Below are 23,179 nucleotides of genomic sequence, written 5' to 3' on the forward strand. Positions count from 1 at the left end.
ATGGTTCCAGGCTATTCTATATCCATTTCTATAGAGTCAGGTTATGATATTCATCACGAAGCTCAGATTGAATCCCGAACAAAATACTGCAACAATGCATTTTTTTAAGGTTATTTATGATATGGTTAAAATATCCAATGATACATACGAAATGAGAATTTATCCCCCCATTCTATTGAAAAGGAGAACCTTCCGCCTGATGGTTATACAGCTTATCTATTTTGGACTCATGTTTTGGTTCGGCTTATATCTGATCAATCGGGATATCAGAAACGCCCGGCTATTACTGACTGGACTTGGTGTATTGGTGTGCTCACTCGGATATGGAGCAGCTGTCTTGCTCTCCTACAGTGCAGCAGCCCAGCCCAATATGGTATTGGTGCTGAGTAAGGTGCGGGACATCGGCGGCTACTTACCTCTCGTATTGTGGCAAGGCGCCGTTCTATCGATGTTCGCTGTGCAGGCGCATCAACGGAGCCTAGTATGGCCGTTATGGAAGTATGGGCTAACGTCGTTAGTGCTAGGAAGCGGGATCTGGCTGACTGTCGTCAACAATCCAGAGCGCTATCATATTTCCTATACAGTCGTTCTGTGTGTGCTGCTTATTCTGTTGCTGCTGTTCTCTATATGGGGAGCGGTGTCCGATGGGACGAAGCGGCCGATTGTCTTCTATGGCTTCAATTATGTGCCGCTTCTGATCTTTATCTGCATGACGGCTGCGACACTCTTTTACTTAGATGGTGGATGGAACCAAGGTATGCTCGTCGCAAACGGTGCTGGAATGCTGTTATTTGGCGGGTATATATTGATTAAGGAAATTAGAGAGCAAGGCGAGACATGGCTACCCGATTTGTTCCGGTCGTTCGATTATTCCATCTTTTTTACGCTTATTTTTTCTGGGCAAGTGGCACTTGTTATTTGGCTCGGGACGGAGACGGGGTTCAATGCTACGACACTGTCATTATTGATGGTTAGTATGATGATATCCATTGCATTTCAGGTGTTGGTGTATCCGATTCGGGCAATGCTCGACAACTTTGCACTCATGACGTTCCCCAAGCTTCGATCAGAGCGATCCAAGCTGCGGTTGGTCGAAAGTGTTCAAGTGCGAATCAATGAAGAATCGAAGCCGGATGAAATGGATGATGAGGAGCTCTACCGCCTCATTCGGCGGGCACTTAGTAACTTAGGCAACCTGGAACGATTGGCGGCGAGCCCGCTCACACAATTGAAATTGATGGACGAGAGGCTTCGAATGCGCGGAGCGGCGGATGGTGTGCTAGAACGGGCGAATGAGCTGAAGTCTTTGTTGATCCACAGTATTATGCAAATGAAGCCGAATCAGGATGAACCATTCGGCACAACTGATGAATGGAAATTCTACAATGCATTGTTCTTCCCCTATGTCATTGGAATCAAGCCATACAGTGTACGTTATTCGGACGATCAGTTGGACCAGCCTTCCAAAGATGCGTTGGAGTGGTTCCGTACCTATGTGCCTGAGCGAACCTGCTACAATTGGCAGAATGCTGGATCACGTCTGATTGCAACGAGTTTGAAGGAGAAAAATATCCTTAGTAGAGCACAATGAATAGACCTATAGATATGGCGGTTGTTTCCCGGGGAATACATGGGAAGCAGCCGCCATTTGTGCTGCTAAACGAAGAAAAAACGCCATGTTGGCACCAAATGGCAGTGAAAAGCATGGTTCTGGCAGTGGTTTGTAATCTACAGTCGGTGGTGTAAGCAAGAGAACCAAACCATTAGGAGGAATGTACAATGTCTCAAGCAAGCATCCAAACCGCAATAACGGCACGTCAATTGGTGATCGGCTCCATTCAAGCAATTCCGGAAGAAATCTATGATATGACACCCGCAGGATTTAACAATACAATTCGTTGGAATGTTGGTCATATCGCCACGATGCTGAATTGGTTCCTCTCCGCAGGCCCTGCATTAAATACGAAGCTTCCGGAAAGTTATGTCGGCCTATTCATGTCCGGAACAAAACCGGCAGATTGGACCGCTGCACCGCCGTCGAAGGAGGAGCTCATTCAATATTTGTCCTTACAGCTTGATGATCTGTCCCGAATTAACCCCGAGTCGCTCATTTTGCCCTTGGACGTACCGTTTGAAATAGGGCCGCTGAAATTCGCCACAGCAGGCGAGGTGTTTAACTTCGCGTTCATCCACGAAGCTGTGCATTTAGGGGTTATATTATCGCTTGTTAAAGCCCTTCAAGTTGGTAATTAAGTATTCACGAACGAAAGAGGTGTTAACTATGAAATTCAATGAATCCTTAATCCCGGCGGGTGAAGCTTTGATTCGCAAGGTGCTGCTGACGAATGCTGTTTCGTCCGGAGTATGTGGTCTCTTGCTGCTTTTATTTCCCGGGTATGTCGGTGACTGGACAGGATTAGACAATAGAACCGCATTAACCGAAACAGGGATTTTCCTGCTCGTGTTCGTTGCATTTCTTGTGTGGGTCGTCTCCAGAAGGATTGTCTCACCTGGGTCTGTGTTGGTTGTTACCGTGCTCGACCTCCTTTGGGTCGTCGGAGGTGTGCTACTACTGGAGGATAAGGGCATTACGATGATGATGACGGTGTTCGGCGTCTGGGCAGTTATTTTGGTCACCGCAGTCGTCGGCGTGTTTGCGATTTTCGAGGCGGTTTACTATTGGCGTAATCGTGCGTTCGGAAGACAAAAGCGATGAAATAAGCCGTGTTCTCCTTCCCCCGGGTGGACACGGTTTTTTGTGCACGAACAATTTCTATGATATGTATTGACAGCTACAACACTACCCTTTAGAATGGTTAATTGATGATGATAATCATTCTCATTAATAAATCAATGGAATAAGCATGATAGACAAAAGGGGAGTCATTCTATGAAAAAGTTGTTCATTTCGTTAACTTTGGTTCTGGTCCTTCTACTTAGCGCTTGCGGCAGCAAGACAGCAGATACTGCGAACACTGCAAGCAGTACGTCTTCGGATACGAAGACAGATTCGTCGAAATCGACGGCTTCCGAAGAATCAGGTACATTTACTTACCAATCCGAAAATGGTCCTGTTGAGGTTCCGAAGAATCCGCAACGCGTCGTTGTTATTACGCGATTCTTAACGGGCAACGTCATGGCGCTTGGGGTGCCTGTGGTCGGCGTGGATGAAATGTCCAAGGAAAACCCAAGATTCGAAGAGCAGTTGAAGAATGTTGAGGCGGTGTCGGACGAGAGCGTAGAGAAGATCATCGAGTTGAATCCGGATCTTATTATCGGGCTGTCAGATATTAAGAACGTCGATAAATTTAAGCAGATCGCTCCAACGGTTACTTATACATACGGTAAAGTCGATTATTTGACGCAGCAGCTTGAAATCGGGAAATTGTTGAATAAAGAAAAAGAAGCGCAAGCGTGGGTAGATAGCTTCAAAGTGAAGGTACAAGAAGCTGGGGAAAAGATCAAAGCGAAGATCGGTGAAAATGCGACCGTTTCTGTCATTGAGACCTTTAATAAGCAGCTCTACGTCTATGGTGACAACTTTGGCCGTGGTACAGAAATCCTGTATCAAGGAGGATTTGGGCTCAAGAAGCCTGAGAAAGTCAGCGAAGCGACGAAGAAAGACGGCTACTTTGCTGTGTCGCAAGAAGTGTTGAAGGATTACTTTGGCGATTACGTCATTTTCAGTAAGAATGCAGAGGAAGACAACTCGTTCCAGAATACGGAGACGTACAAGAACATTCCTGCGGTGAAGAACAATCGTGTCTATGAGGCGAATGCAAAGGCATTTTACTTTAATGATCCATTGAGCATGGAATATCAGTTGGAGTTCTTCATTAAGAGCTTCCTTGGTGAATAATTGAATTAACTATAAAGAGCATCTGAGAACTAACTCTCAGGTGTTCTTTTTCTATTTGAATATAAGGGGGTTGTTTTTTTGTAGTATATTTTTCTATTTAATACTATTAAAATAGATAGAGATGATGCAACAAGCGAACTTCAACATGGATATGCCCCTGGTAATGATCATGAAGGAGGAAGATTGGTTATGGAAAAGAAGGCATTGTTAAAACGTATAGAATGCGCCTATCTGCCGGTGACAGACGTTACTGCATCCGCTGCATGGTATGAGCAAGTCTTAGGGTTGACGTTACGGGCACCGGTAGAGCCAGGAAAAGGAGCTATTATGATCATGGGTAGCGGGCAATGGTTGTTCCTGCTGCCAAGCACGGGAGGACATCCGCTGCACTTCATGACAACAGGTTGGGCAGAAGGCGGTTCCCCATTCGAGATGTTTCCGATCTGTTTCGAGACGGATGATATTCATGCATTAGAGGCATCCTTGCGTGAATCGGGTGTGTGGATAGAGCCAGAGATGCGTGATGAAGGCGGATGCGGGCTGCAGTTGAACTTTAAAGATCTGGACGGGAATAAATTTCAGGCGTGGCAGCAGCCGGTTGCAGTTGAAGCGGGCGTGACATCATAGTCGATATAGAGTTAGTCAAGGCCGTCCATCAGTGACTTGATGGGCGGTCTTTCGCTATAAGAAATTTATGGTAGGATGGAAAGATAGAAATAGATTCATAGGAGTGAGGTCAAATGAAGTTTGTTTTTGACTTAGACGGTACAATTTGTTTCAAAGGGAAGCCGGTAACTGAAAAAATACTAAGCGCGCTGGAAGCGCTGCAATCGAAGGGCCACCAGGTGATATTTGCCTCCGCAAGGCCCATTCGCGATATGCTGCCGGTTCTACATGAGCGGTTCCATACGCATACCATGGTTGGAGGCAACGGATCGCTCGTCTCTCAGCAGGGTCAATTAACGCATGCCCATGCGTTCTCGGAGGATCAGATCAACACGATCACTTCATTGATCCAAGAGTTCGAAGCCACCTATTTGATTGATGGGGAATGGGATTATTCCTATACAGGCCCGTCAGATCATCCAATTCTAAACAATGTTGACCCGGCTAAGCTAGCGAAGATGGTCGACATCCATCAACATCCATCGATCGTCAAAGTATTAATATTGACAGCCAATCGGATGGAAGAATTAGCGGAGCGTTTGTCAGACCTTGATGTCGTTGTCCATCGCCACAAGAGTGAGAATGTGCTGGATATGAGTCCGAATAACATCCATAAATGGGGGGCACTTAGCAAAATTGGTATCGAGCAGGGCCAATATATTGCGTTCGGAAATGATGCGAATGATATTTCGATGTTCATGCATGCGTCACATTCGGTCATGATCGGCCATCATGATGAACTTGCAAATCATGCCTCCGAATCTATCGCCTTGGAAGACGATGTGGAAGACAAGATCGTGGAGAAGCTAGAATATCTTGCTGCATTGGAAGCAGAGTAGTGATATACACACATCAAAGCCACCGGATTTAGATCCGGTGGCTTTTCTCCGAGGAGGGCATTATAACCGAGAACCCCCACTTGCATCAATTATCTGTCCGGTTACCCAACGGCTGTCGTGTGAAGCGAGGAAAGCAGCGATATCCGATAATCAATGTTATGTGGTTGTCATCTTGCAGGCTTCCGTCTATGAGATGCCCCACTCCATTATGGGTAAATTGACCAATTTTGACAATATCATTATGACGTGCAATTATTTATTTCCTTGAGTTACGAGGATATGTTTCTATGCTGAAGAAATAATAGAGTGTAGTACGAATAGGAGAGAAGGAGTGGACCCCATGACAGAGAAAGAAAAAGCAGCACTAGGCTACCTTTATAATGCGAACTACGATCAGGAGCTCATCGATGAGCGTACGTATGCGAAGGGGCTATGTTACGAGCATAATCAACTGCATCCGCAGAAGCTGGAGGAGCGGGTGGCCATCCTGAGGAAGCTGTTCGGCAAGACGGCAGAGACGTTCCACATCGAACAGCCTTTTTATTGCGATTATGGCTATAATATCGAAATCGGCAAGAACTTCTATGCGAATCACAATTGCATCATGCTGGACTGTGCCACAATCACCTTTGGTGACAATGTGTTCATCGCGCCCAATTGCGGCTTCTATACAGCAGGGCATCCGCTCGATGTCGAGCAGCGGAACGAAGGGTTAGAGATTGCGTTTCCGATTACGGTTGGAGATAACGTATGGATTGGCGGCGGGGTTAGTGTCCTGCCGGGCGTAACCATTGGAGACAATAGCGTGATTGGTGCGGGGAGCGTCGTGACGAAGGATATCCCACCCGGCGTTATTGCTGCAGGTAATCCATGTCGAGTGATTCGGCCAATTACGGAAGAGGACAAGAAGAAGTATCGTCACTACCGGGACTAATATAGCAAAAGACCCTCATTTCTGAGGGTCTTTTTTTGGGATACGTTCAGCTTTACTGTGCTTGGACGAATTCAGCCGACTTGATACCCGCTTGGCGGCCGAAAATAATGATCTCCGCTACGGAGTTGCCGCCGATCCGGTTCTGACCGTGCAAGCCGCCTGTTAGCTCGCCTGCTGCATATAGACCTGGAATAGGTTTGCCGTCTTTATTCAGCACTTCCGTATTTGTGTTGATTTTCACGCCGCCCATGGTGTAGTGAATCCCAGGAGCGATTTTAATGGCATAGTAGGGTGCGCCAGACAAGTCGTTGTCCATTCCTGTCGTTCTGCCGAATTCGGCGTCCTTTTTATTTTTCACTGCGCTGTTCCATGTATCCACCGTGGCTTTCAGTTGATCAGCTGGAACGTTCAATGCTTTGGCTAAAGCCTCGATCGATTCGCCTTGAAGGACAAATCCCATTTTCTCGTACTGCTGAATTGCTTTCGCACGGGATTTTACGCCGGAATCAAATACGAGATAAGCTGACTTTTCAGGAAGCTTATTGATTGCAGCCGTGACATTGTCACGAGTGTTCAGTTCATTTGTGAAGCGTTTGCCCTCACTGGATACGAGGATAGCTCCTTCACCACGGACAGCTTCACCGATGAGATAGGATTTCTCTTGCTGTACCGTAGGGTGAACTTGAATTTGATCCATATCCACCGTTACGCCGCCGAGCTTCTCTATCATCTTAATTCCGTCACCGGTACTACCTATTTGGTTGGTAGTCACGAGACCTTTTAAGTCAGACCGAACTTCGGAAATCATATCCATATTAGCGCCAAAACCGCCGGTTGTCACAACAACAGCATCCGCTGCAATAGTTTTCTCTTCATTTCCATCGATCACGACTTTGACGCCGTTCACTTTACCGTCCTTTTCCGTAATTTCCTTCACATCCGCTTTGACGAAAAGTGGAATTTCTTTCTCTTGGATATTTTTCATCAAGCCTTTGACAAGGTATTGCCCTACTGCTGAGCCGTCTTCCGGACGGTGTGTGCGTTTCTCGTTCATGCCGCCTGTAATCGTGATATTGTTCAGACGAATGCCGATGGAGTCGAGCCAATCGATCGCACTAGCTGAATTGTCAACGAAAAAACGAAGCATTTCTTTGTCGTTGGTGTTATGACCGCCTTTTAGAGTCTCTTCATAAAATAAATCGTTGCTGTCTTGAATGCCTTGTTCTTTTTGGAACTTGGTCTCGGAAGCATTCATGCCTGAAGATGATTTCATCGTATTTCCCCCGGCAATCGGCATTTTTTCGAAAATAACCGGGTTCAAGCCCTTTTCTTTTGCCTCAAGTGCAGCAGACATCCCTGCACCACCTGCACCGACAATGATGATGTCATATTTATCTTTAAGCTGATCAATTGGTGTATAACCACCTTGAGTAGCTCCTGACACGGCTTCTGTTTCTTTTGCCTCTTCTTTCTTCATACTGTCCTGACTCTGATTCTGGCTTCCTTTACCGCATCCTGTGATGATGAGCATGAAGGAGAGAATGAGAACAAGCATTGCTGATACTTTCTTTTTCATGATGAACCCTCCACTTTTCTATCTTTCATAGATTTCGTTAAACATAAAGAGTCCAATCAATCCGATATTTCCTTGATCTGATTGCATCCTCTTTTAGTCCGCTTCAATTCTAATATATAATCAGATCTAATATTGTGATTTATTTCACAAATAAGTGGATTTTTTCCTAGGGTCATGTCATGGAAATAGGTTGTGCGGGAGTGTGAAAGGACGGAGGTTAGCCGTCCCCTTTTCTTGGCAAGATGCGGCGAATGATCCATTCGGCGATGAGAATATTGATCACGATTGCGCCGTAGACACCGATCGTATAACTCGTTACGTATGGCAGTCCAGCGCCTTTGCTCGCAAGATAGGTGAGCAGATGAATGAATAGATTCGTATAACAGAAGACATAGCTTCGAATCATCCACTTCCGGTGCTTCATCACTTGTTTACGCTTAATGAACACAACTGCTGCAATCGTCATGAGTAGCCAGATGAGATTGATAAAGTTAAACGCCATACTATTGATTTTCCCGCCTGTGGCGAATGGGGCCATGTAGCCTGATGTGATATCCACGATACAGACGGCTATGACATAGAGATAACCGTTGGCCCGGTGGAAAGAACGATACCGTGTCAGAACCAGGTTCGAGAAGTTCACAGCCCCAGCAAGCATGGCCACACAGGCAAAAATAATATGAACCATCATAACAGGCAGCCAAATATCGGTGTTCACCGAGCGCTTAAGGCCCGCTTTATGATCGAGAAACGCAGTAGCCTGCGGATCATGAATGAAGTTCATGAAGGTGACATAGAGGATGTACACGACAGCAATACCGATCATCCCTATATATAACCGTCTATTTCGTAACGTATTCATAAGTGCGGAACCTTCATGATTGGTCTAGATCTAGCTCCAAGATGACCGGACAATGATCACTGCCCATGATGTGACAATCAATCTTAGCGTCTTTAATGGAGTCATTCAACTGTGAAGAGACGAGGAAATAGTCTATCCGCCAGCCCACGTTCCGCTCCCGTACCTTCGGCATGTAAGACCACCATGAATAGATGTCTGTCTGATCCGGGAAGAGGTGGCGGAACGTATCCGTGAATCCGGAGCTGAGCAACGTCGTCATTTTGCCCCGTTCTTCGAGTGTGAAGCCAGCATTGCCTAAGTTAGGCTTCGGATGCTTCAGGTCAATCTCCTGATGGGCGACGTTCAAATCTCCGCATACAATGACGGGCTTATGGTTGTCCAATTCTTGTAGATAACCTCGGAATCGATCTTCCCATTCCATTCGGTAATCCAGACGTGATAAATCGCGTTTCGCATTGGGGGTATAGACTGTTACGAGGTAGAAGGTATCGAATTCGAGCGTAATTACGCGACCTTCAGGCTCGTAGTCTTCCTCGATTCCATACCGGACAGATAACGGCTTCAGCCGAGTGAATACCGCTGTCCCCGAATAGCCTTTCTTCTCCGCGTAATTCCAGAACTGCATATATTCTTCGCCCAGTTCTAATTCAATCTGCCCTTCCTGCAGCTTCGTTTCTTGCACACAGAATATATCTGCATCCATGTCTTTGAAGTAATCATAGAACCCTTTGTTCACGCAGGCACGGAGGCCGTTTACATTCCAGGATACGAACTTGATCATGACAAATCTCCTTGCTTATTGACGATAGTTTATTTTCTCTAGTGTACCATAGAAGGGACTTCCGTTCGAAGAATCAACTTGCGATCATCGGCAACCCGCGATATTCTAGAATTAGCTATGATTTCTACCACATAACTATAAATCTTTACGATAGGAATTGATGACACATGACAATCGGGTTTTTCGATTCGGGGATCGGCGGCCTTACGGTATTAGCTGAATCGCTGCGCCGGCTGCCGACAGAGAATTATCTCTTCATGGCAGATACCCTGCATGTCCCTTACGGAACGAAATCGAAGGATGATGTAAGATCATTCATTCTAGAGGGCGTAGAACAGATGGTGCATGTGGGCATCGATGCGCTGGTCATCGCGTGTAATACAGCGACCAGTATTGCGATTAACGAGCTTCGTGAGCGGTATTCATTCCCGATCGTTGGTATGGAGCCTGCGGTAAAGCCAGCAGTAGAGATGAATCGTGCGACAGGGAAGCGGGTGCTCGTCTTCGCAACACCATTAACCTTGCAGCAGCCTAAATATTATGCGCTTGTACATCGTGTGGATGAAGGGGGAATTGTCGATTCTCTTCCGCTGCCAGAACTTGTCGAATATTGTGAGGCCATGCAGTTCGATCGTGAGACGATGCGTGATTATTTCCGGTCGCAGCTTGCGGCTTATAACTTAGATGATTATGGAATGATTGTCCTTGGCTGTACCCATTATCCGTATTACAAAGGAATTCTCCACGACATCCTGCCATCGCATATCGAGATGATCGACGGCAATGCGGGCACGATTAAGCGGCTGTCTGCCCTGTTGAACCGATATGGTATTCCTGCCGGCAGTGGAAGTGGCAGTGTACGGTTTATGTGTTCGGGGAATGACCCTATCTATTTGGATAAAATGAAGACCGCACTCGCACTAATCCGCGAGGACGGATATGTAACCCGGAGTGTAGTGTAGACCATTGCGTAGATCTATGAATAATAAGGCCGGAAGTTCGCGAGCGTGAACTTCCGGCCTATTATTCGTTCCAATTATTTCACAATATGCGTTCCTGCACGTTCATGAATAGCATCTTTTAGGCTCTCTGGATTCGTAATAATAACACGAGATCCATTCTTCTCTAAGAAGCTAAGGCTTGCTTCGATCTTCGGCAGCATACTACCTGGAGCGAAGTGGTTCTCAGTGACATATTGCTTCGTCTCTTCGACCGTAATCTTCTCCAGCGCCTTCTGATTCGGTTTGCCGAAGTTGATGCACACGCGGGATACGCCCGTTGTAATTATCAATGTCTCCGCATTCACTTGCTCTGCGAGTAGACTTGTAGCGAAGTCCTTGTCGATCACCGCGTCAACCCCGTCATACGTGTTGTCGCCTGTCCGAACGACGGGAATACCGCCACCGCCTACAGCGATAACAACGTAATCTGCATCGATCAGAGATTTGATTGCATCCTTCTCAACGATATCGATGGGCTTCGGCGAAGGAACGACACGGCGGTAGCCTCGACCTGAATCTTCGATCATTACCCAGTCCGGGTGATCCTTCTTCATCGCCTCAGCTTGCTCTAGGGTGAAGAAGGAGCCAACTGGCTTCGTCGGGTTCTGGAAGTTCGGATCATCCTTGCTGACTTCCACTTGGGTAATGACGCTTGCCACTTTTTTGTTAATACCGCGTCTCGCGAATTCGTTCGTTAGTGCTTGTTGAATTTGGTAGCCGATTCCCCCTTGAGTATCTGCGACACAGTTCACCAGTGGAATCGTCGGCATGCCGCTTACTTCGCTGGCAATCTCGACACGTTGCATAGCAAATCCAACTTGGGGGCCGTTACCGTGGGTAACGACAACCTTATAACCTTCCTGAACCATATCTGCGATATTGACGACGGTCTCACGAACGGCTTCATATTGATCTTGAATCGAATCGCGGCCGTTATCACGTACTAATGAATTGCCACCGATGGCTACAATGACGAGTTTACTCATGGGGATTCCTCCTAAGAAATTAAGATGCTTTCACTCCTGTCTCACGTTCTTGGACAGTCGTGTGGTTGTTGAATCGATAGAATATAGCATAGAGCACACCTGAGATAATCAATCCGCTCAGGAATGCGGATTTGCTGATGGCCGCAAGGACGGCGACGTCTTTGAAGAATGCGCCGGACAATACGATCAGGAAGCTGATGATGAATACAGTACAAGCTATGACATTATAGCCGCTCTTATGCTCGCCGTTATCACCTTGCTTCAAGTAGATCGCGGATAGGTTCAGCATTCTTTTCCGTTCTAGGAAGAAGCTCGTTAGCATGATGCCCGTAATCGGGCCATACATGGAACCGATGAAGCTATAGAATAGATACAGCGCTTGTGTGCCATTGACGAGCTTCCAAGGTAAGATCGCTGTTCCGATAATGGCAGTCAGAATCGCCGCCGTTTTCACATTGAACACTTTTGGCAGAAGCGCCGTCATTTGTAAGCCGGAAGGAAGCAAGTTACCGAATACAACATAGCTTGTCGATGCAATATTTAAGGTAAGCAACAGCACAATGACGATAAACGGATTACCGATTTGGTCGATGGCTGCAACGATATTGAATCCTTCGATGCCAAATGCGATTTGTGTACCTACGAGTAGAGCCACGCAAGTGATACCGAATAGGATATACGAAGCGATCATGCCAAGCGGTAAGCCGATCATTGGTGCTTTGTCTGTCTTCGCACGCTGCGTAAGATCCGCGATGTTCACAATTGGACCGCCCCAGTTCTATACGAGTGCACTGACACAAGCGATAAAGACAAGCGGGCTTGACGTTGGATTGCTTGGCGTATAGTCGAAGATCGGTCCGAATCCGCCAGCTACGCTGATGGCCCAGATTGCAGCGCCTACGATGAAGATATAAATGATGGGTGAAGACCATTTACTGAACACACTAAGAATTTTCATGCCACCTAGGAATAATCCCACGGTGATGACCCACAGTATGATGTAGGATACCATCGTCGGGAAATCGAGTCCTAGGAAATTAAAACCGGGAACCATGTCCATATAGCCCGGGAAGATTTTCGTGAAAATAACGTTAAAGGACTGTGCCCCAATAATCGTCTTTGTCCCGAAAAATACGACCCCTGCTATTAGCCCGCGGCATAGTGCAGGAATAACCGAACCTTTCACGCCAAAGGAGCTTCGAAGTAACATCGAATATCCAATGCCGTATTTCGATCCTGCGTAGCCATTCAACACATAACCGATCGATACGATAAATGCCGCTGTCATGACCGCCCATAGTACTTGCGGTACAGACAAACCGAGTACGAAAAATCCCGCAACGGTCATATACGACATCAAGTTATGCACAGCGCCCATCCAAACTGTAATGTAGTTGAAAGTGCTCCAATCACGCTTCTCAGGGGATTTCGGAAGAATATCCTCTGCATATCCGTAAGATTTGAACTCTTCGATACTACGATTGTTGACCTGTTCCATCGAAATTCTCCTATCTCTTATTAAGTTGACAAAGATCTACTGCGGCTTGTTACAAGATAAGGATCTAGCTGATTTTGTCACTTAAAGCGAGCAATGCTTTCTCGAACGCTTCCGTTGGTGGGTACGTAATTCCCGCACCAATCATGCCAATACCTGGCTCCTTATGTGCAATCGCTGTGTTGATGACGGGAAGAATACCTGTCTGAATGACATTTCGTACATCGATACCCGTTGCAATCCCGCTGAAGTTAAGCAGAGGAATCGTCACGTTCGGGTTCTCTGTTGTCGTAATTTCCTTCATTTTCGTCGAGAAGCCAAGTGCTTCTTCTACCGTACCGCCGACAAGAGCGACAATCGCTGGCGCAGCTGCCATCGCGAATCCGCCGATTCCGTACGTCTCTGTAATCGCACTATCGCCGATATCAAGGCCCGAATCTTCTGGCTTGTAGCCCGCGAACATCGGTCCAATAACCTTCTGTGCAGGGCCCGTGAACCACGTGTTGCCTGGCATACCGCTGACACGAATACCGAACTCAACCCCGTTACGCGCCATGGTCGTAACAATTGTACTGTTCTCAATGCCGTGTGCTGCATCAAGTGCGCATTTGCATAGTGCCATCCAAGTTGGTCCGGAGAAGTAATCGCTGCTCGCAACGAAGTCGAAGACTTCACGTTTCTGTTCTGTTGTGAAATTCGTCTCTAGAATGAATGGTGTCAGCGCTTGAATAAGCAAGCTTGTACCAGCATTGTTCCGATTATGACACTCGTCGCCCATATGAAGCGCTTGTGCCAGCATGAGACGAAGATCGATACCATTCGACAATTTCATCGCGTCACGAAGCATCGGACCGAGTACGTCGTTCATCCAGTTCAGGCGAGCGATAACCGTCTCGTCATTCGCACCCATGCGCAGGATTTTGGACATTTGCTCACTAAGGTTCGTGTAAGCGATGTTGCCATACGTTTTATTCTCAACGATGTGCATGAACATGGATGCGGAGGTGACGCCAGCCATGGAGCCTACACAGTTGTGTTCGTGACAAGGTGCAAATGTAATTTTGCCGGATGCAGCGACTTTAGCAGCTTCTTCCAGATTCTTCGCTAGGCCTTCGAATACGATCGCGCCCGTTACCGCGCCTCTCATGGCACCGTTCATGCGATCCCACGTAATTGGAGGTCCCGAGTGAAGAATCGTTGTTTTCGTCATGCCAGGTACACAGTTGATCGCTTGATCGAAGCCGATCAAGATCGGTTGGGAGTTCACGATACGCTCAACTGCCAATTTGTTCGCTGCTTCGATTTTCTCGAGCATTGCTGGATCCTCGAGTTTATCGAGTGCTGTGATCAATTCTGGCTTGCCGCCGCCCGGTGGTTTCCACTCAAGGTGTGTCGCTGTCGCGTTTTGCTTCAAGATATCGTCTTTGAAAAATTCGATACCCACGTTGATGACATTCAATTTGCTATTAAAAAGATCATTTATTTTACTCATGATTCATTAAGCCCCTTTCACGACAAATTCTCTGGATAGCAGACCTGCATTCGTGCTGCTGCTTGCGATCGTGACGCCTGCTTCCATCAACTTGTTCACTTGGTCTTCAATCTTCGGACTGTCGAGATCTGTACCGAGAACGTAGCCGAGGATTTCAAGATGTCTACCTTCCTTCGCAGCCAGTTCCTTCGCTTCGATAATCGCAGGAAGCATGACGCCAACTGGATCCTCATGTGAGCCGAAGCCAAGAATGAAGTCCATGACAATGACGCCAACCTCAGGGTCCTTCGCTTCTTGCAAGAAACGCGCGATCCGTGTCGAAGGGTCGATCATTGGATGCGGCTTGCCGTTCGTGAAGTCATCGTCACCGAGATCGAGGAAGGTGTGCTCTTTGCTAACATGCAGATCCTTCAGCTTGTAGTCAGGATTCTTCTGAATGTTGCTGTAGACGTTATCGAATTTGTCCATGGCAATGTACATGGCTTCATCACACAGCGTACCGCCGCAGAACAATCCGCGAATATATTTTTGCTCGGGTGTTAATTTCGCACGAATTTCTTCCACGAGCGGAATGTTAAGTGCGCGTTTGTTAATCGTGCTCTCGTCTGCGCCAGCGAGGACAACCGCTTTAAGCGCTGCTTCCTTGGATGTCTTCGCGAAGTGGCCACCTGCTGCAACAACCGACTCTTCCGTACCGCCTATGAAGTAAACGACGACAGGCTTCTTGCACAGCTTGATTTGGTCGAGCACTTTTTTCTCCACGCTAGGTGCTGGTGGTTTGGAGATCAAGACGATCACTTTGGTTGCCTCATCTTCATCAAGCGCTTTCATGCCATCCAGCATCATGATGCCGCCAACTTGTTCGCTCAGGTCACGTCCGCCAGTACCGATCAACTGCGTAATGCCGCCGCCGAAGTCATGGATACGAACGCTAACTTCTTGGCTGCCTGTACCGGATGCGCCGACGATCCCGATGTTGCCGCGTCGAACGGAGTTACCGAAGCAGAGCGCGACATTACCGATAATCGCTGTTCCGCAGTCTGGACCCATGACGAGCAAGCCTTTTTCATGTGCATATTGTTTCAATGCGATCTCATCTTCGACGCTTACGTTGTCGCTGAAGAGCATAACGTGTAGGTCGTTATCTAACGCTTTCCTAGCTTCTCTTGCTGCATATGCACCGTTTACGGAGATGACCGCTAGGTTAGCTTCTGGGATGCTTTTTGCTGCGGAATCAATCGTTGGATATTTGATGTCGCTTGTTCCTTTTGCTGCGCCTTTGTTCTTGAATAGCTCTTCGATTTGCAGGAATGCGCTTTCACAAAGCTCATCAGTTGCTGCTTTCACGACAATCATCAGGTCGCTTGTTTTGGCCTCTTCCAGTTCAGGAGTTAAGAGTCCAACATTGCGAAGAACTTCTTTATTCATTTCCGTTCCCATCGCGATAACCGCTTGCTCCACACCTTCAATTTGGTTCGCTTTGGTGGATAGGGACATCAAGGACACAGAATCGAAATACGTACTTTGTTTGATTACAACTTTTGTGGACATACTGTACCTCCTGCTTTTATGTTGATCTCCAATCCACAGACAATCCCGTAGACGATGTCCGTGCCTGATGAAGATCCGATATTTAATACCTTATCTAAAGAGAGAATCAACTCTTCTTGTTTACCGCATGTAATGGAATGAAGCAAACGGGTGATAGATTCCCTCACTCGACCCTTGGATGCTTGCTTGAGTGCTGTATAACTAATCTCATTGGTCAATGTTCTTGCGACGTCCACGATTTTCTCGCCGAATCCTTGATAGATGCGGCCTGGGCTATTCTCCATGTGAAAAGTAGAGAGGAGGCCAACGAGAAAGTCATCTCCCGAAGGGGTTAACCCTGGCCCAAGGCCGATGAGCCCAGCCGCATGGCGAAGTGCATCCGAGACGCGATGTTGAAGCAGTGCTTCCTGAAGCATCAGGGAACGTTCGCTTAGCAACCTGGATGTTTCTTGTTCAAATATGCTGCTCCTCGTTAAATCGGGCTTCATGCCACCGCATTTCCCGCGTTGTTCGATGATTTCTTTCGTAAATGCTAGATGATTGATAACAGATCCGATGTTATTCGGGAAAAAAGGAAGCTGACATTCCCACGTCGTAACTTGATCCATCGCGATCGACAATTGATCTCCAATGTGTACAATTCGCTGGTCAGCATATACCATGTCGTTAACTTTTATCGCAAGTTCGCTGAATCGATCCATGTCGATTAGCATCGTATTCGGTGCATTATCCAAGTGCTGGCATGCCAAGGTATATAATTCGCCATTTTCGCTGCATTCGACATTTATCGTTCTGTCGAATACACTATGCACATAACCATGAAATGTCGTGTGCTGTAGTTGATTGATCCAATCCAGATCACATGATCGTGCATGATGTATGCGCATTTCCTTGCACTTCCCTTCTTGTATTTCTAAGATGGACCGCGGTCAATGCGCAGGCTGGATGGTTCAGCGCAAGGCAATGTCTTACTTTGCTCCTGCTGCTAACAAGATTTGCTCGATTTCGCCGAAACCTTTCTTTCTTGCAAGCTCAAGTGGTGTTACACCGTACTTATCCACCATGTGCACATTTGCGCCATGTTCGATCAAGAGCTTAATGATGGTTTGTTGCTTCTCTCCGCCATCATTCAAGATGATCGCTTCGATGAGAGGCGTCCAACCGCAAATGTTCGTATGATTCACATTGATGTCTGTTGTCTTTAGGAGCTCACGAACAACTTCAACATGGCCTTTCTCACTTGCAGGGGTAATGCCGACGCCGCCGAAGCGAGTCAATAATTCAATGTTCGTATTCGCTTTGATCATCAGTTTGACGAGCTCGAGCTTCCCGTTAATGCAGCCGAATAAGAATGGGTTGAAGCAAGTTTCGTCTTGCAAATCCACATTCGCTCCAGCTTCAACGAGGAAGGATACAGCCTCCAAATGATCATTCATTGCAGCGATCAGAATCGCCGTTCTTTTTTGCTTGTTTCTTACGTTGATGTCGATACCTTGCTCTAAGCATTCCTTCAAAGTTGCGACATCGCCCTGACTTGCTGCTTCAAGAAACTGTTGTACCAAGTTGTTGTCTGACATCCGAAAACCTCCACATCGTGAATTGGTGTTGCAGAATTATTGTAGTGCGGTTACATGAAATGAGCATTGGTTAACAACACTAAAAAAAGTCGAAGTCCATTGTGCAGGGTGCACAATAATACAATCGAACTGGTAAAAATAAAGGGGTGAGGAAAATGCTTACAGTAAAAGATTTACTCCATATCAAATCAATCGAAGGCATTAAGGTCGTTGCTGGAGAGCAGGGAATCAATAATGTGATATCGATTGTCAATATTATGGAAAATCCAGATGCATTTGACTGGTTGTCCTCGAACGAATTACTTTTATCTACGGGTTATATTTTTAAAGGAAATGAAGAGCTTCAGAATCGGATTATTCGTGAGCTTGCGGAAATCAATTGCGCGGGGTTGTGTGTCAAAATGAAGCGTTATTTCGATAAGCTTCCGCAGAATATGATTGATCTTGCGAACAAATACGGCCTGCCCTTACTAGAGCTCCCATTTACTTATCCGTTGTCTAAGGTGATTGCGATCATTAATGAGAAGGCATCGGGAAGATATGATTTATTGAATCGAAGAACGCTGGATATGCATAACATTCTGTTCCGAATTGCGCTTGAAGGCGGGGGAATTGAGCGGATTTCGATGGAGCTATCAGAGACGATTCATAATCCGATTATTTTCCTCGATCGGGATTGGAATTTGCTGCACTATACGGAGCTGGAGGACAACCCAATTCCGCTCGAGGGAAGCCTGCATCTAATACCGAACCGGCCTGTCTTCACCCGGGATTTCCGTGATTCTATTCCGAGTAATATGAGTGAAATGAAAAAGTCGGTCAAGCGGATCTACTATACGAAGGGGCAGGAGATCAAATGTCGTATTCTGCCGGTTGCTGTTGATCATTACATCTATGGCTATATTGTCGTCTGGCAGACGGTCCGCGAGCTGACGGAATTCGACTATATCGTCCTGGAGCAATCCTCGACCATTATGGCGCTCGAACGCATCAAGGCGAAGGAAATTGAAGAAGTGAAGCTGCAAATTCGCCAAGACTTCTTCGACGACTTATTGACCGGGAAGCTGACCTCGACGGATACCATCCAGACGTTGTGTGATTTGCATGGCTTGAATTCGAATTATATGTATTACTGCGTTGTGATCAACATGGAACCCATGGATCCGGAGCGGTTCGATGATATGGTCGTCCGTAAATATGAAATGGATAATCTGGCGAAAAAATGCGTGGAATTGGTCTATGAGGATTCAAGTGGAGCGAATGGGGAAGTAACCTGTTTCTACCGAAATCAACGGATTATTATTATGGTCGGTCAGAATGAATTCCGGCCAAACGTGACGGTCTCGGAGACGAAAAATTATGCCATTGAGCTGCATGAGAAGTTGCAGAAGCAGATTAAGAAGACGACATTTACGATTGGTATTGGTAGACAGTATAAGTCGATCAGTTCGCTGCACAAAAGCTTCTCAGAAGCCCATGAAGCGATTCGGCTGATGCAGAAATTCGGCAGTCATGGCGAAGTGTCGCATTTCGAGGACTACTCGGTCTATCATTTCTTAGACTCCAATATCAAAGAGATGGAGCTCGAAGACTTCTTCCTGAAACGGCTCGGCAAGCTCTATGAACATGATAATACGTACGGGACAAGCTTTATGATTACGTTGGAGAACTACTTCATTCACAATCACAATGTCAGTGAAGCAGCCAAAGCGATGTTCATTCACCGCAACACCTTCATCTATCGCATCGATAAGATCAAGGAAATGCTCGGTACAGATTTGAAAAATTCGGAGGAGTTGCTGCAGATTCAACTCGCGCTGAAGATCTTCCGATTGTTGAATAAAGTATAAAAAGGGAGCCGGGCTATCGCTTACGCGAGACGCCCGGCTCTTATGCTATATCTATTCGTTCGATGACTTTCTTGGATATTATACGATGCCTTGCGCGATCATCGCATCAGCTACACGAAGGAATCCGGCGATGTTCGCGCCGACAACCAAGTTACCGGAATAACCGTACTCATCAGCTGCACGAACGCTGTTCGCATAGATGTTCTTCATGATGCTGTGAAGCTTCGCATCGACTTCTTCGAATGTCCACTGCAAGCGCATGCCGTTCTGTGCCATTTCGAGGGCGGATACTGCAACGCCGCCTGCGTTGGCAGCTTTTGCAGGTCCGAACAATACTTGATTGTTCAAGAATACGTCGATCGCTTCAAGCGTCGAAGGCATATTCGCGCCTTCACTGATTGCTTTCACGCCGTTCGCAACCAGCAATTTCGCTGATTCTTCGTTGATTTCGTTTTGCGTTGCACAAGGAAGTGCGATATCACAAGGGATGGACCAGATGCCGTCGCATCCTTCGGTGTACACAGCGCCTGGATGCTCTGCTACATATTCTTTAATCCGTTTGCGTTCTACTTCTTTGAGACGCTTCACTGTTTCAAGGTTGATCCCGTTCGGATCGTACACATAGCCGTTCGAATCGCTGCATGCGACAACTTTCGCGCCAAGCTGGTGAGCTTTCTCGATCGCATAGATCGACACGTTACCTGAACCAGAGACAACTACCGTGCTGCCTTCGAAGCTTAAGCCTTTTGCTGTCAGCATTTCGTTCGCGAAGTATACGCAGCCGTAACCTGTTGCTTCTGTTCTCGCCAAGCTTCCGCCGTAGATAATGCCTTTGCCTGTCAATACGCCAGCTTCGTAACCGCCGCGTAGGCGCTTGTATTGTCCGAACATATATCCGATTTCTCTTCCGCCAACGCCGATGTCTCCCGCAGGAACGTCAACGTCCGGTCCGATATATTTCGACAATTCGGTCATGAAGCTTTGCGTAAAGCGCATAATTTCGTTGTCGGATTTTCCCTTCGGATCGAAGTCGGATCCGCCTTTACCGCCGCCAATAGGTTGTCCAGTCAGGGAGTTCTTCAAGATTTGCTCGAATCCGAGGAACTTGATGATGCTGGCGTTAACGGAAGGGTGGAAGCGAAGTCCGCCTTTGTAAGGTCCGATCGCGCTGTTGAATTGTACGCGGAATCCGCGGTTCACTTGAACTTTGCCGTTGTCATCCACCCAAGGCACACGGAACGATACCATCCGCTCAGGCTCAACGATGCGCTCAAGAATGCCATGCTCCTTGTATTTCGGATGCTTTGCGAATACAGGCACGAGGGAATCGAGGATTTCTTTTACCGCTTGGTGGAACTCGCTCTCGTATGGGTTGCGTTTGATTACCAATTCATAAACCGATTGTACATATTCTTTTGCTGCCGTTTGATTTTGTTCTGGGATGGCCGTGATCACTGTTCAAACACTCCTTTATTAAATTTTGATTTACACTTTGTGTACGATGATTTGCATTTTATACTATACAAAATGACGTCATTTCTCCAATAGAAATTATTTTACAAAGCGATTAAATAGCGCTATCGCACTAAAGCGATAAACGGTAAAAACGTTTACATTACTATTACATAAAACATGTAATCGCTTCCGTAAAAAACAAAAAACCTGATCATCGTTAAGATGACCAGGTTTGCGCAAATATATAGACTATAACAATTCGCGGCGAAGCTCTTCAGCCGATTTCGGAGACAAATATCCAAGTGGAATATCGAATACTGTTTTCGCGCCAGTTGCACCCTCTTGGCTAAGGCGATGAGCCGCTCTAGCGTAAGCTACAAGTACGCTTGCCGTGAACTCAGGGTTGCTCTCAAGCTTGAGTCCAAACTCAATAATTTGCTTCGTATTCTCACCAGTTACACCACTGCGAATAACGAATCCGCCATGTGGCATGCCTTGGTGCTCAGCCTGAAGCTGCTCCTCGGAGATGAATGTCACGGTTGTGTCATAATCAGAGAAATAGTTCGGCATATTTACGATCGTCTCACGAATTTGGTCTTGGTTTGCACCTTCTTCAGCGACAACATAGCACTCACGCAGATGCTTCTCACGTGTAGTAAGCTCAGGCGTCTCACCCGAACGAATGCGGTCGATGACTTCTTGAACCGGTACAGTGTACTGTACGCCAGCTTTCACGCCTGGTACGCGACGGATCGCATCGGAGTGGCCTTGGCTAACGCCTTTGCCCCAGAACGTGTAATCTTTGCCTTCGGGAAGGATAGACTCAGCAAGAAGTCGATTAAGGGAGAATAATCCCGGATCCCAGCCTGTCGAAATAACGCTGAGGTTACCGCCTTCTTTCGCAGCTGTATCCACCGTGTTGAAAAATTCGGGAATTTTCGCATGCGTGTCGAAGCTGTCGATCGTATTGAACATTTTGGCGATGACAGGTGTCTGTTCTGGAAGATCTGTCGCCGAACCTCCGCACAGAATCATCACGTCAATGATGCCTTTATATTGCTCTGCAGCAGAGATATGCTCGAATTTGATACCTTCTGTCGCGATTTGATCTGGCTGTCTGCGCGTGAATACCGCTACGAGCTCCAAGTCTTGGTTCTGGCGAATCGCTTTCTCTACGCCTTTCCCCAAGTTACCGTAACCAACAATACCTACTTTAATCTTTTGCATTGATAAAGTCCTCCTCTAGGGTATTCCAATAATCTGCTTGTCCACCCTTTAAAGTATATAGATATATTACATTAAATGTAAACGTTATTGGTGAGAAAAAACCTCTATCGAGGTTCTTACTTTTATTAATACGACTTTGGTTAAAAAGAAACCCGCGATGTGTCCAATGGATGGACTTCGCGGGCTCCTCCTTATTATTCTACATCATCGTGATCTTGATTCCCGTCATTGTCATTGGTGTCATCAAAAATGTCCGAATTCGTCACTCTTGTTGCACCAACATAACGTTTCACATAATACGAATCGCTTAAGCTAGAAATTGTAATCCCTCTTTTGCTGGATGCATGTGCAAATTTATTCTCACCTACGTAGATGCCGACATGCGAGATGCCTTTACCGTTTGTATTGAAGAATACGAGATCTCCGGATTCAAGATCAGATTTTGCAACTTTCTTACCCATCTTGTACTGGGATCCTGATTGGTGTGGAAGTTTGACGTCGAATTGCTTGAAGATATACATCGTAAATCCAGAGCAATCAAATCCACTTGTCGATGTGCCACCGCTCAGATAGCGAGTGCCAAGAACATCCTTAACTTCTTTGTCAAGTTTGGAATCAGCAGCGAAAGCGCTACCAACAGAGACTGCCATTGTTAATGCAAGTGCCACGATCGTAGAGCTGAATAACTTTTTCAAAAGGGTAAAACTCCTTCCAACGCCTACGAGGTTAGCTAAGGGTTCGGTTGAAGGCTCCCTATGATCCCTTACTTGCAAGATCAATTCACCCAAAGATGGTTCCCCCGTTTCCTGGTGCGCAGGAACTCGGCTTCAATGATTTGGTGCACCGGATACAAGTGTCAATAATGACAAAATTGATTACAAACTTATTACAAAATCTTAACTAATTGTTATTCTACCAGACGGTCTGCTCTTTGACAAACCCTTTTTACGTTTTTATCCCTTTTTTTTGCGAAAAACAGCGAATAACCCGAGCTTCGCTAGGCGAAATTCGGGTTTATTTGTTACTTC

General features: G+C 46.6%; 20 protein-coding genes, 2 pseudogenes and 1 riboswitch. Of the genes and pseudogenes, 9 read left to right on the plus strand and 13 right to left on the minus strand.

Annotated elements, in window-relative coordinates; genetic code table 11:
- Positions 1-199: 199 nt before the first annotated feature.
- The 6 genes from ACFQZR_RS27480 to ACFQZR_RS27505 all read left to right on the plus strand — a co-directional run bounded on the left by ACFQZR_RS27480 (position 200) and on the right by ACFQZR_RS27505 (position 5,364).
- Positions 200-1,591 (plus strand): hypothetical protein, encoded by a 1,392-nt coding sequence (locus tag ACFQZR_RS27480; RefSeq protein WP_379351514.1) that lies wholly within the window; start codon positions 200-202, stop codon positions 1,589-1,591.
- 188 nt (positions 1,592-1,779) lie between these two features.
- Positions 1,780-2,253, plus strand: a complete 474-nt coding sequence (locus tag ACFQZR_RS27485) for a DinB family protein (RefSeq protein ID WP_379351515.1) — start codon at positions 1,780-1,782, stop codon at positions 2,251-2,253.
- Positions 2,254-2,281: 28 nt separating this feature from the next.
- Positions 2,282-2,716, plus strand: a complete 435-nt coding sequence (locus tag ACFQZR_RS27490; protein WP_379351516.1) for a hypothetical protein — start codon at positions 2,282-2,284, stop codon at positions 2,714-2,716.
- Between the two features lie 174 nt (positions 2,717-2,890).
- The gene (locus ACFQZR_RS27495; protein ID WP_379351517.1) at positions 2,891-3,859 is read left to right on the plus strand and encodes an iron-hydroxamate ABC transporter substrate-binding protein; all 969 of its coding nucleotides are present in this window, start codon (positions 2,891-2,893) and stop codon (positions 3,857-3,859) included.
- 189 nt (positions 3,860-4,048) lie between these two features.
- A complete protein-coding gene (locus tag ACFQZR_RS27500; protein WP_379351518.1) occupies positions 4,049-4,486 on the plus strand; it encodes a VOC family protein in 438 nt (145 codons plus the stop codon).
- A gap of 113 nt (positions 4,487-4,599) precedes the next feature.
- On the plus strand, positions 4,600-5,364 hold the full coding sequence (locus ACFQZR_RS27505; RefSeq protein WP_379351519.1) for an HAD-IIB family hydrolase: 765 nt from the start codon (positions 4,600-4,602) through the stop codon (positions 5,362-5,364).
- A 60-nt stretch (positions 5,365-5,424) separates the two neighbouring features.
- On the opposite strand, the pseudogene ACFQZR_RS27510 reads toward ACFQZR_RS27505, so the two are convergent.
- Positions 5,425-5,514: pseudogene (locus ACFQZR_RS27510) on the minus strand (short-chain dehydrogenase); the annotation flags it as partial.
- 190 nt (positions 5,515-5,704) lie between these two features.
- On the opposite strand from ACFQZR_RS27510, the gene ACFQZR_RS27515 reads away from it, so the two are divergent.
- Positions 5,705-6,298 (plus strand): sugar O-acetyltransferase, encoded by a 594-nt coding sequence (locus ACFQZR_RS27515; protein ID WP_379351520.1) that lies wholly within the window; start codon positions 5,705-5,707, stop codon positions 6,296-6,298.
- A gap of 52 nt (positions 6,299-6,350) precedes the next feature.
- Here ACFQZR_RS27515 and ACFQZR_RS27520 read toward each other — a convergent pair whose 3' ends face one another.
- The 3 genes from ACFQZR_RS27520 to ACFQZR_RS27530 form a co-directional block, all read right to left on the minus strand.
- Positions 6,351-7,874, minus strand: a complete 1,524-nt coding sequence (locus tag ACFQZR_RS27520; RefSeq protein WP_379351521.1) for a flavocytochrome c — start codon at positions 7,872-7,874, stop codon at positions 6,351-6,353.
- 217 nt (positions 7,875-8,091) lie between these two features.
- A complete protein-coding gene (locus ACFQZR_RS27525; protein ID WP_379351522.1) occupies positions 8,092-8,736 on the minus strand; it encodes a DUF2306 domain-containing protein in 645 nt (214 codons plus the stop codon).
- 13 nt (positions 8,737-8,749) lie between these two features.
- Entirely contained in the window at positions 8,750-9,514 is a 765-nt protein-coding gene (locus ACFQZR_RS27530) for an exodeoxyribonuclease III (protein WP_379351547.1), read from the minus strand.
- A gap of 170 nt (positions 9,515-9,684) precedes the next feature.
- On the opposite strand from ACFQZR_RS27530, the gene murI reads away from it, so the two are divergent.
- On the plus strand, positions 9,685-10,479 hold the full coding sequence (murI, locus tag ACFQZR_RS27535) for a glutamate racemase (protein WP_379351523.1): 795 nt from the start codon (positions 9,685-9,687) through the stop codon (positions 10,477-10,479).
- 74 nt (positions 10,480-10,553) lie between these two features.
- Here the strand turns inward: murI and arcC are convergent, their stop codons facing one another.
- From arcC to ACFQZR_RS27565, 6 genes and pseudogenes are all read right to left on the minus strand, one after another.
- Positions 10,554-11,504: a carbamate kinase gene (gene arcC / locus ACFQZR_RS27540; RefSeq protein WP_379351524.1), complete on the minus strand. Its 951-nt coding sequence runs from the start codon at positions 11,502-11,504 to the stop codon at positions 10,554-10,556.
- A gap of 19 nt (positions 11,505-11,523) precedes the next feature.
- Positions 11,524-13,002, minus strand: a pseudogene (locus ACFQZR_RS27545) (cytosine permease).
- Between the two features lie 64 nt (positions 13,003-13,066).
- Positions 13,067-14,491, minus strand: coding sequence for a YlbE family protein (locus ACFQZR_RS27550; RefSeq protein ID WP_379351525.1), 1,425 nt, complete (start codon positions 14,489-14,491; stop codon positions 13,067-13,069).
- 6 nt (positions 14,492-14,497) lie between these two features.
- Positions 14,498-16,042, minus strand: coding sequence for an acyl-CoA synthetase FdrA (gene fdrA, locus ACFQZR_RS27555; RefSeq protein WP_379351526.1), 1,545 nt, complete (start codon positions 16,040-16,042; stop codon positions 14,498-14,500).
- Positions 16,024-16,929, minus strand: coding sequence for an oxamate carbamoyltransferase subunit AllH family protein (locus ACFQZR_RS27560; protein WP_379351527.1), 906 nt, complete (start codon positions 16,927-16,929; stop codon positions 16,024-16,026). Before ACFQZR_RS27560 ends, fdrA begins: the two co-directional genes overlap by 19 nt.
- A gap of 81 nt (positions 16,930-17,010) precedes the next feature.
- Positions 17,011-17,619, minus strand: a complete 609-nt coding sequence (locus ACFQZR_RS27565; RefSeq protein ID WP_379351528.1) for an ankyrin repeat domain-containing protein — start codon at positions 17,617-17,619, stop codon at positions 17,011-17,013.
- Positions 17,620-17,774: 155 nt separating this feature from the next.
- Here ACFQZR_RS27565 and ACFQZR_RS27570 point away from each other — a divergent pair, with 155 nt between their 5' ends.
- Positions 17,775-19,469: a PucR family transcriptional regulator gene (locus ACFQZR_RS27570; protein WP_379351529.1), complete on the plus strand. Its 1,695-nt coding sequence runs from the start codon at positions 17,775-17,777 to the stop codon at positions 19,467-19,469.
- Between the two features lie 78 nt (positions 19,470-19,547).
- On the opposite strand, the gene gdhA is transcribed toward ACFQZR_RS27570, so the two are convergent.
- The 3 genes from gdhA to ACFQZR_RS27585 form a co-directional block, all read right to left on the minus strand.
- A complete protein-coding gene (gdhA, locus tag ACFQZR_RS27575) occupies positions 19,548-20,921 on the minus strand; it encodes an NADP-specific glutamate dehydrogenase (RefSeq protein WP_379351548.1) in 1,374 nt (457 codons plus the stop codon).
- Positions 20,922-21,173: 252 nt separating this feature from the next.
- Positions 21,174-22,151, minus strand: a complete 978-nt coding sequence (locus ACFQZR_RS27580) for a diaminopimelate dehydrogenase (RefSeq protein WP_379351530.1) — start codon at positions 22,149-22,151, stop codon at positions 21,174-21,176.
- A gap of 194 nt (positions 22,152-22,345) precedes the next feature.
- Entirely contained in the window at positions 22,346-22,846 is a 501-nt protein-coding gene (locus ACFQZR_RS27585; protein ID WP_379351531.1) for a C40 family peptidase, read from the minus strand.
- Between the two features lie 5 nt (positions 22,847-22,851).
- Positions 22,852-22,988: riboswitch (cyclic di-AMP (ydaO/yuaA leader) on the minus strand.
- Between the last annotated feature and the right edge of the window lie 191 nt (positions 22,989-23,179).

Origin of the sequence: Paenibacillus sp. GCM10027629, assembly GCF_042676425.1 — a bacterium.
GTDB classification, from domain to species: Bacteria; Bacillota; Bacilli; order Paenibacillales; family Paenibacillaceae; genus Paenibacillus_K; species Paenibacillus_K terrigena.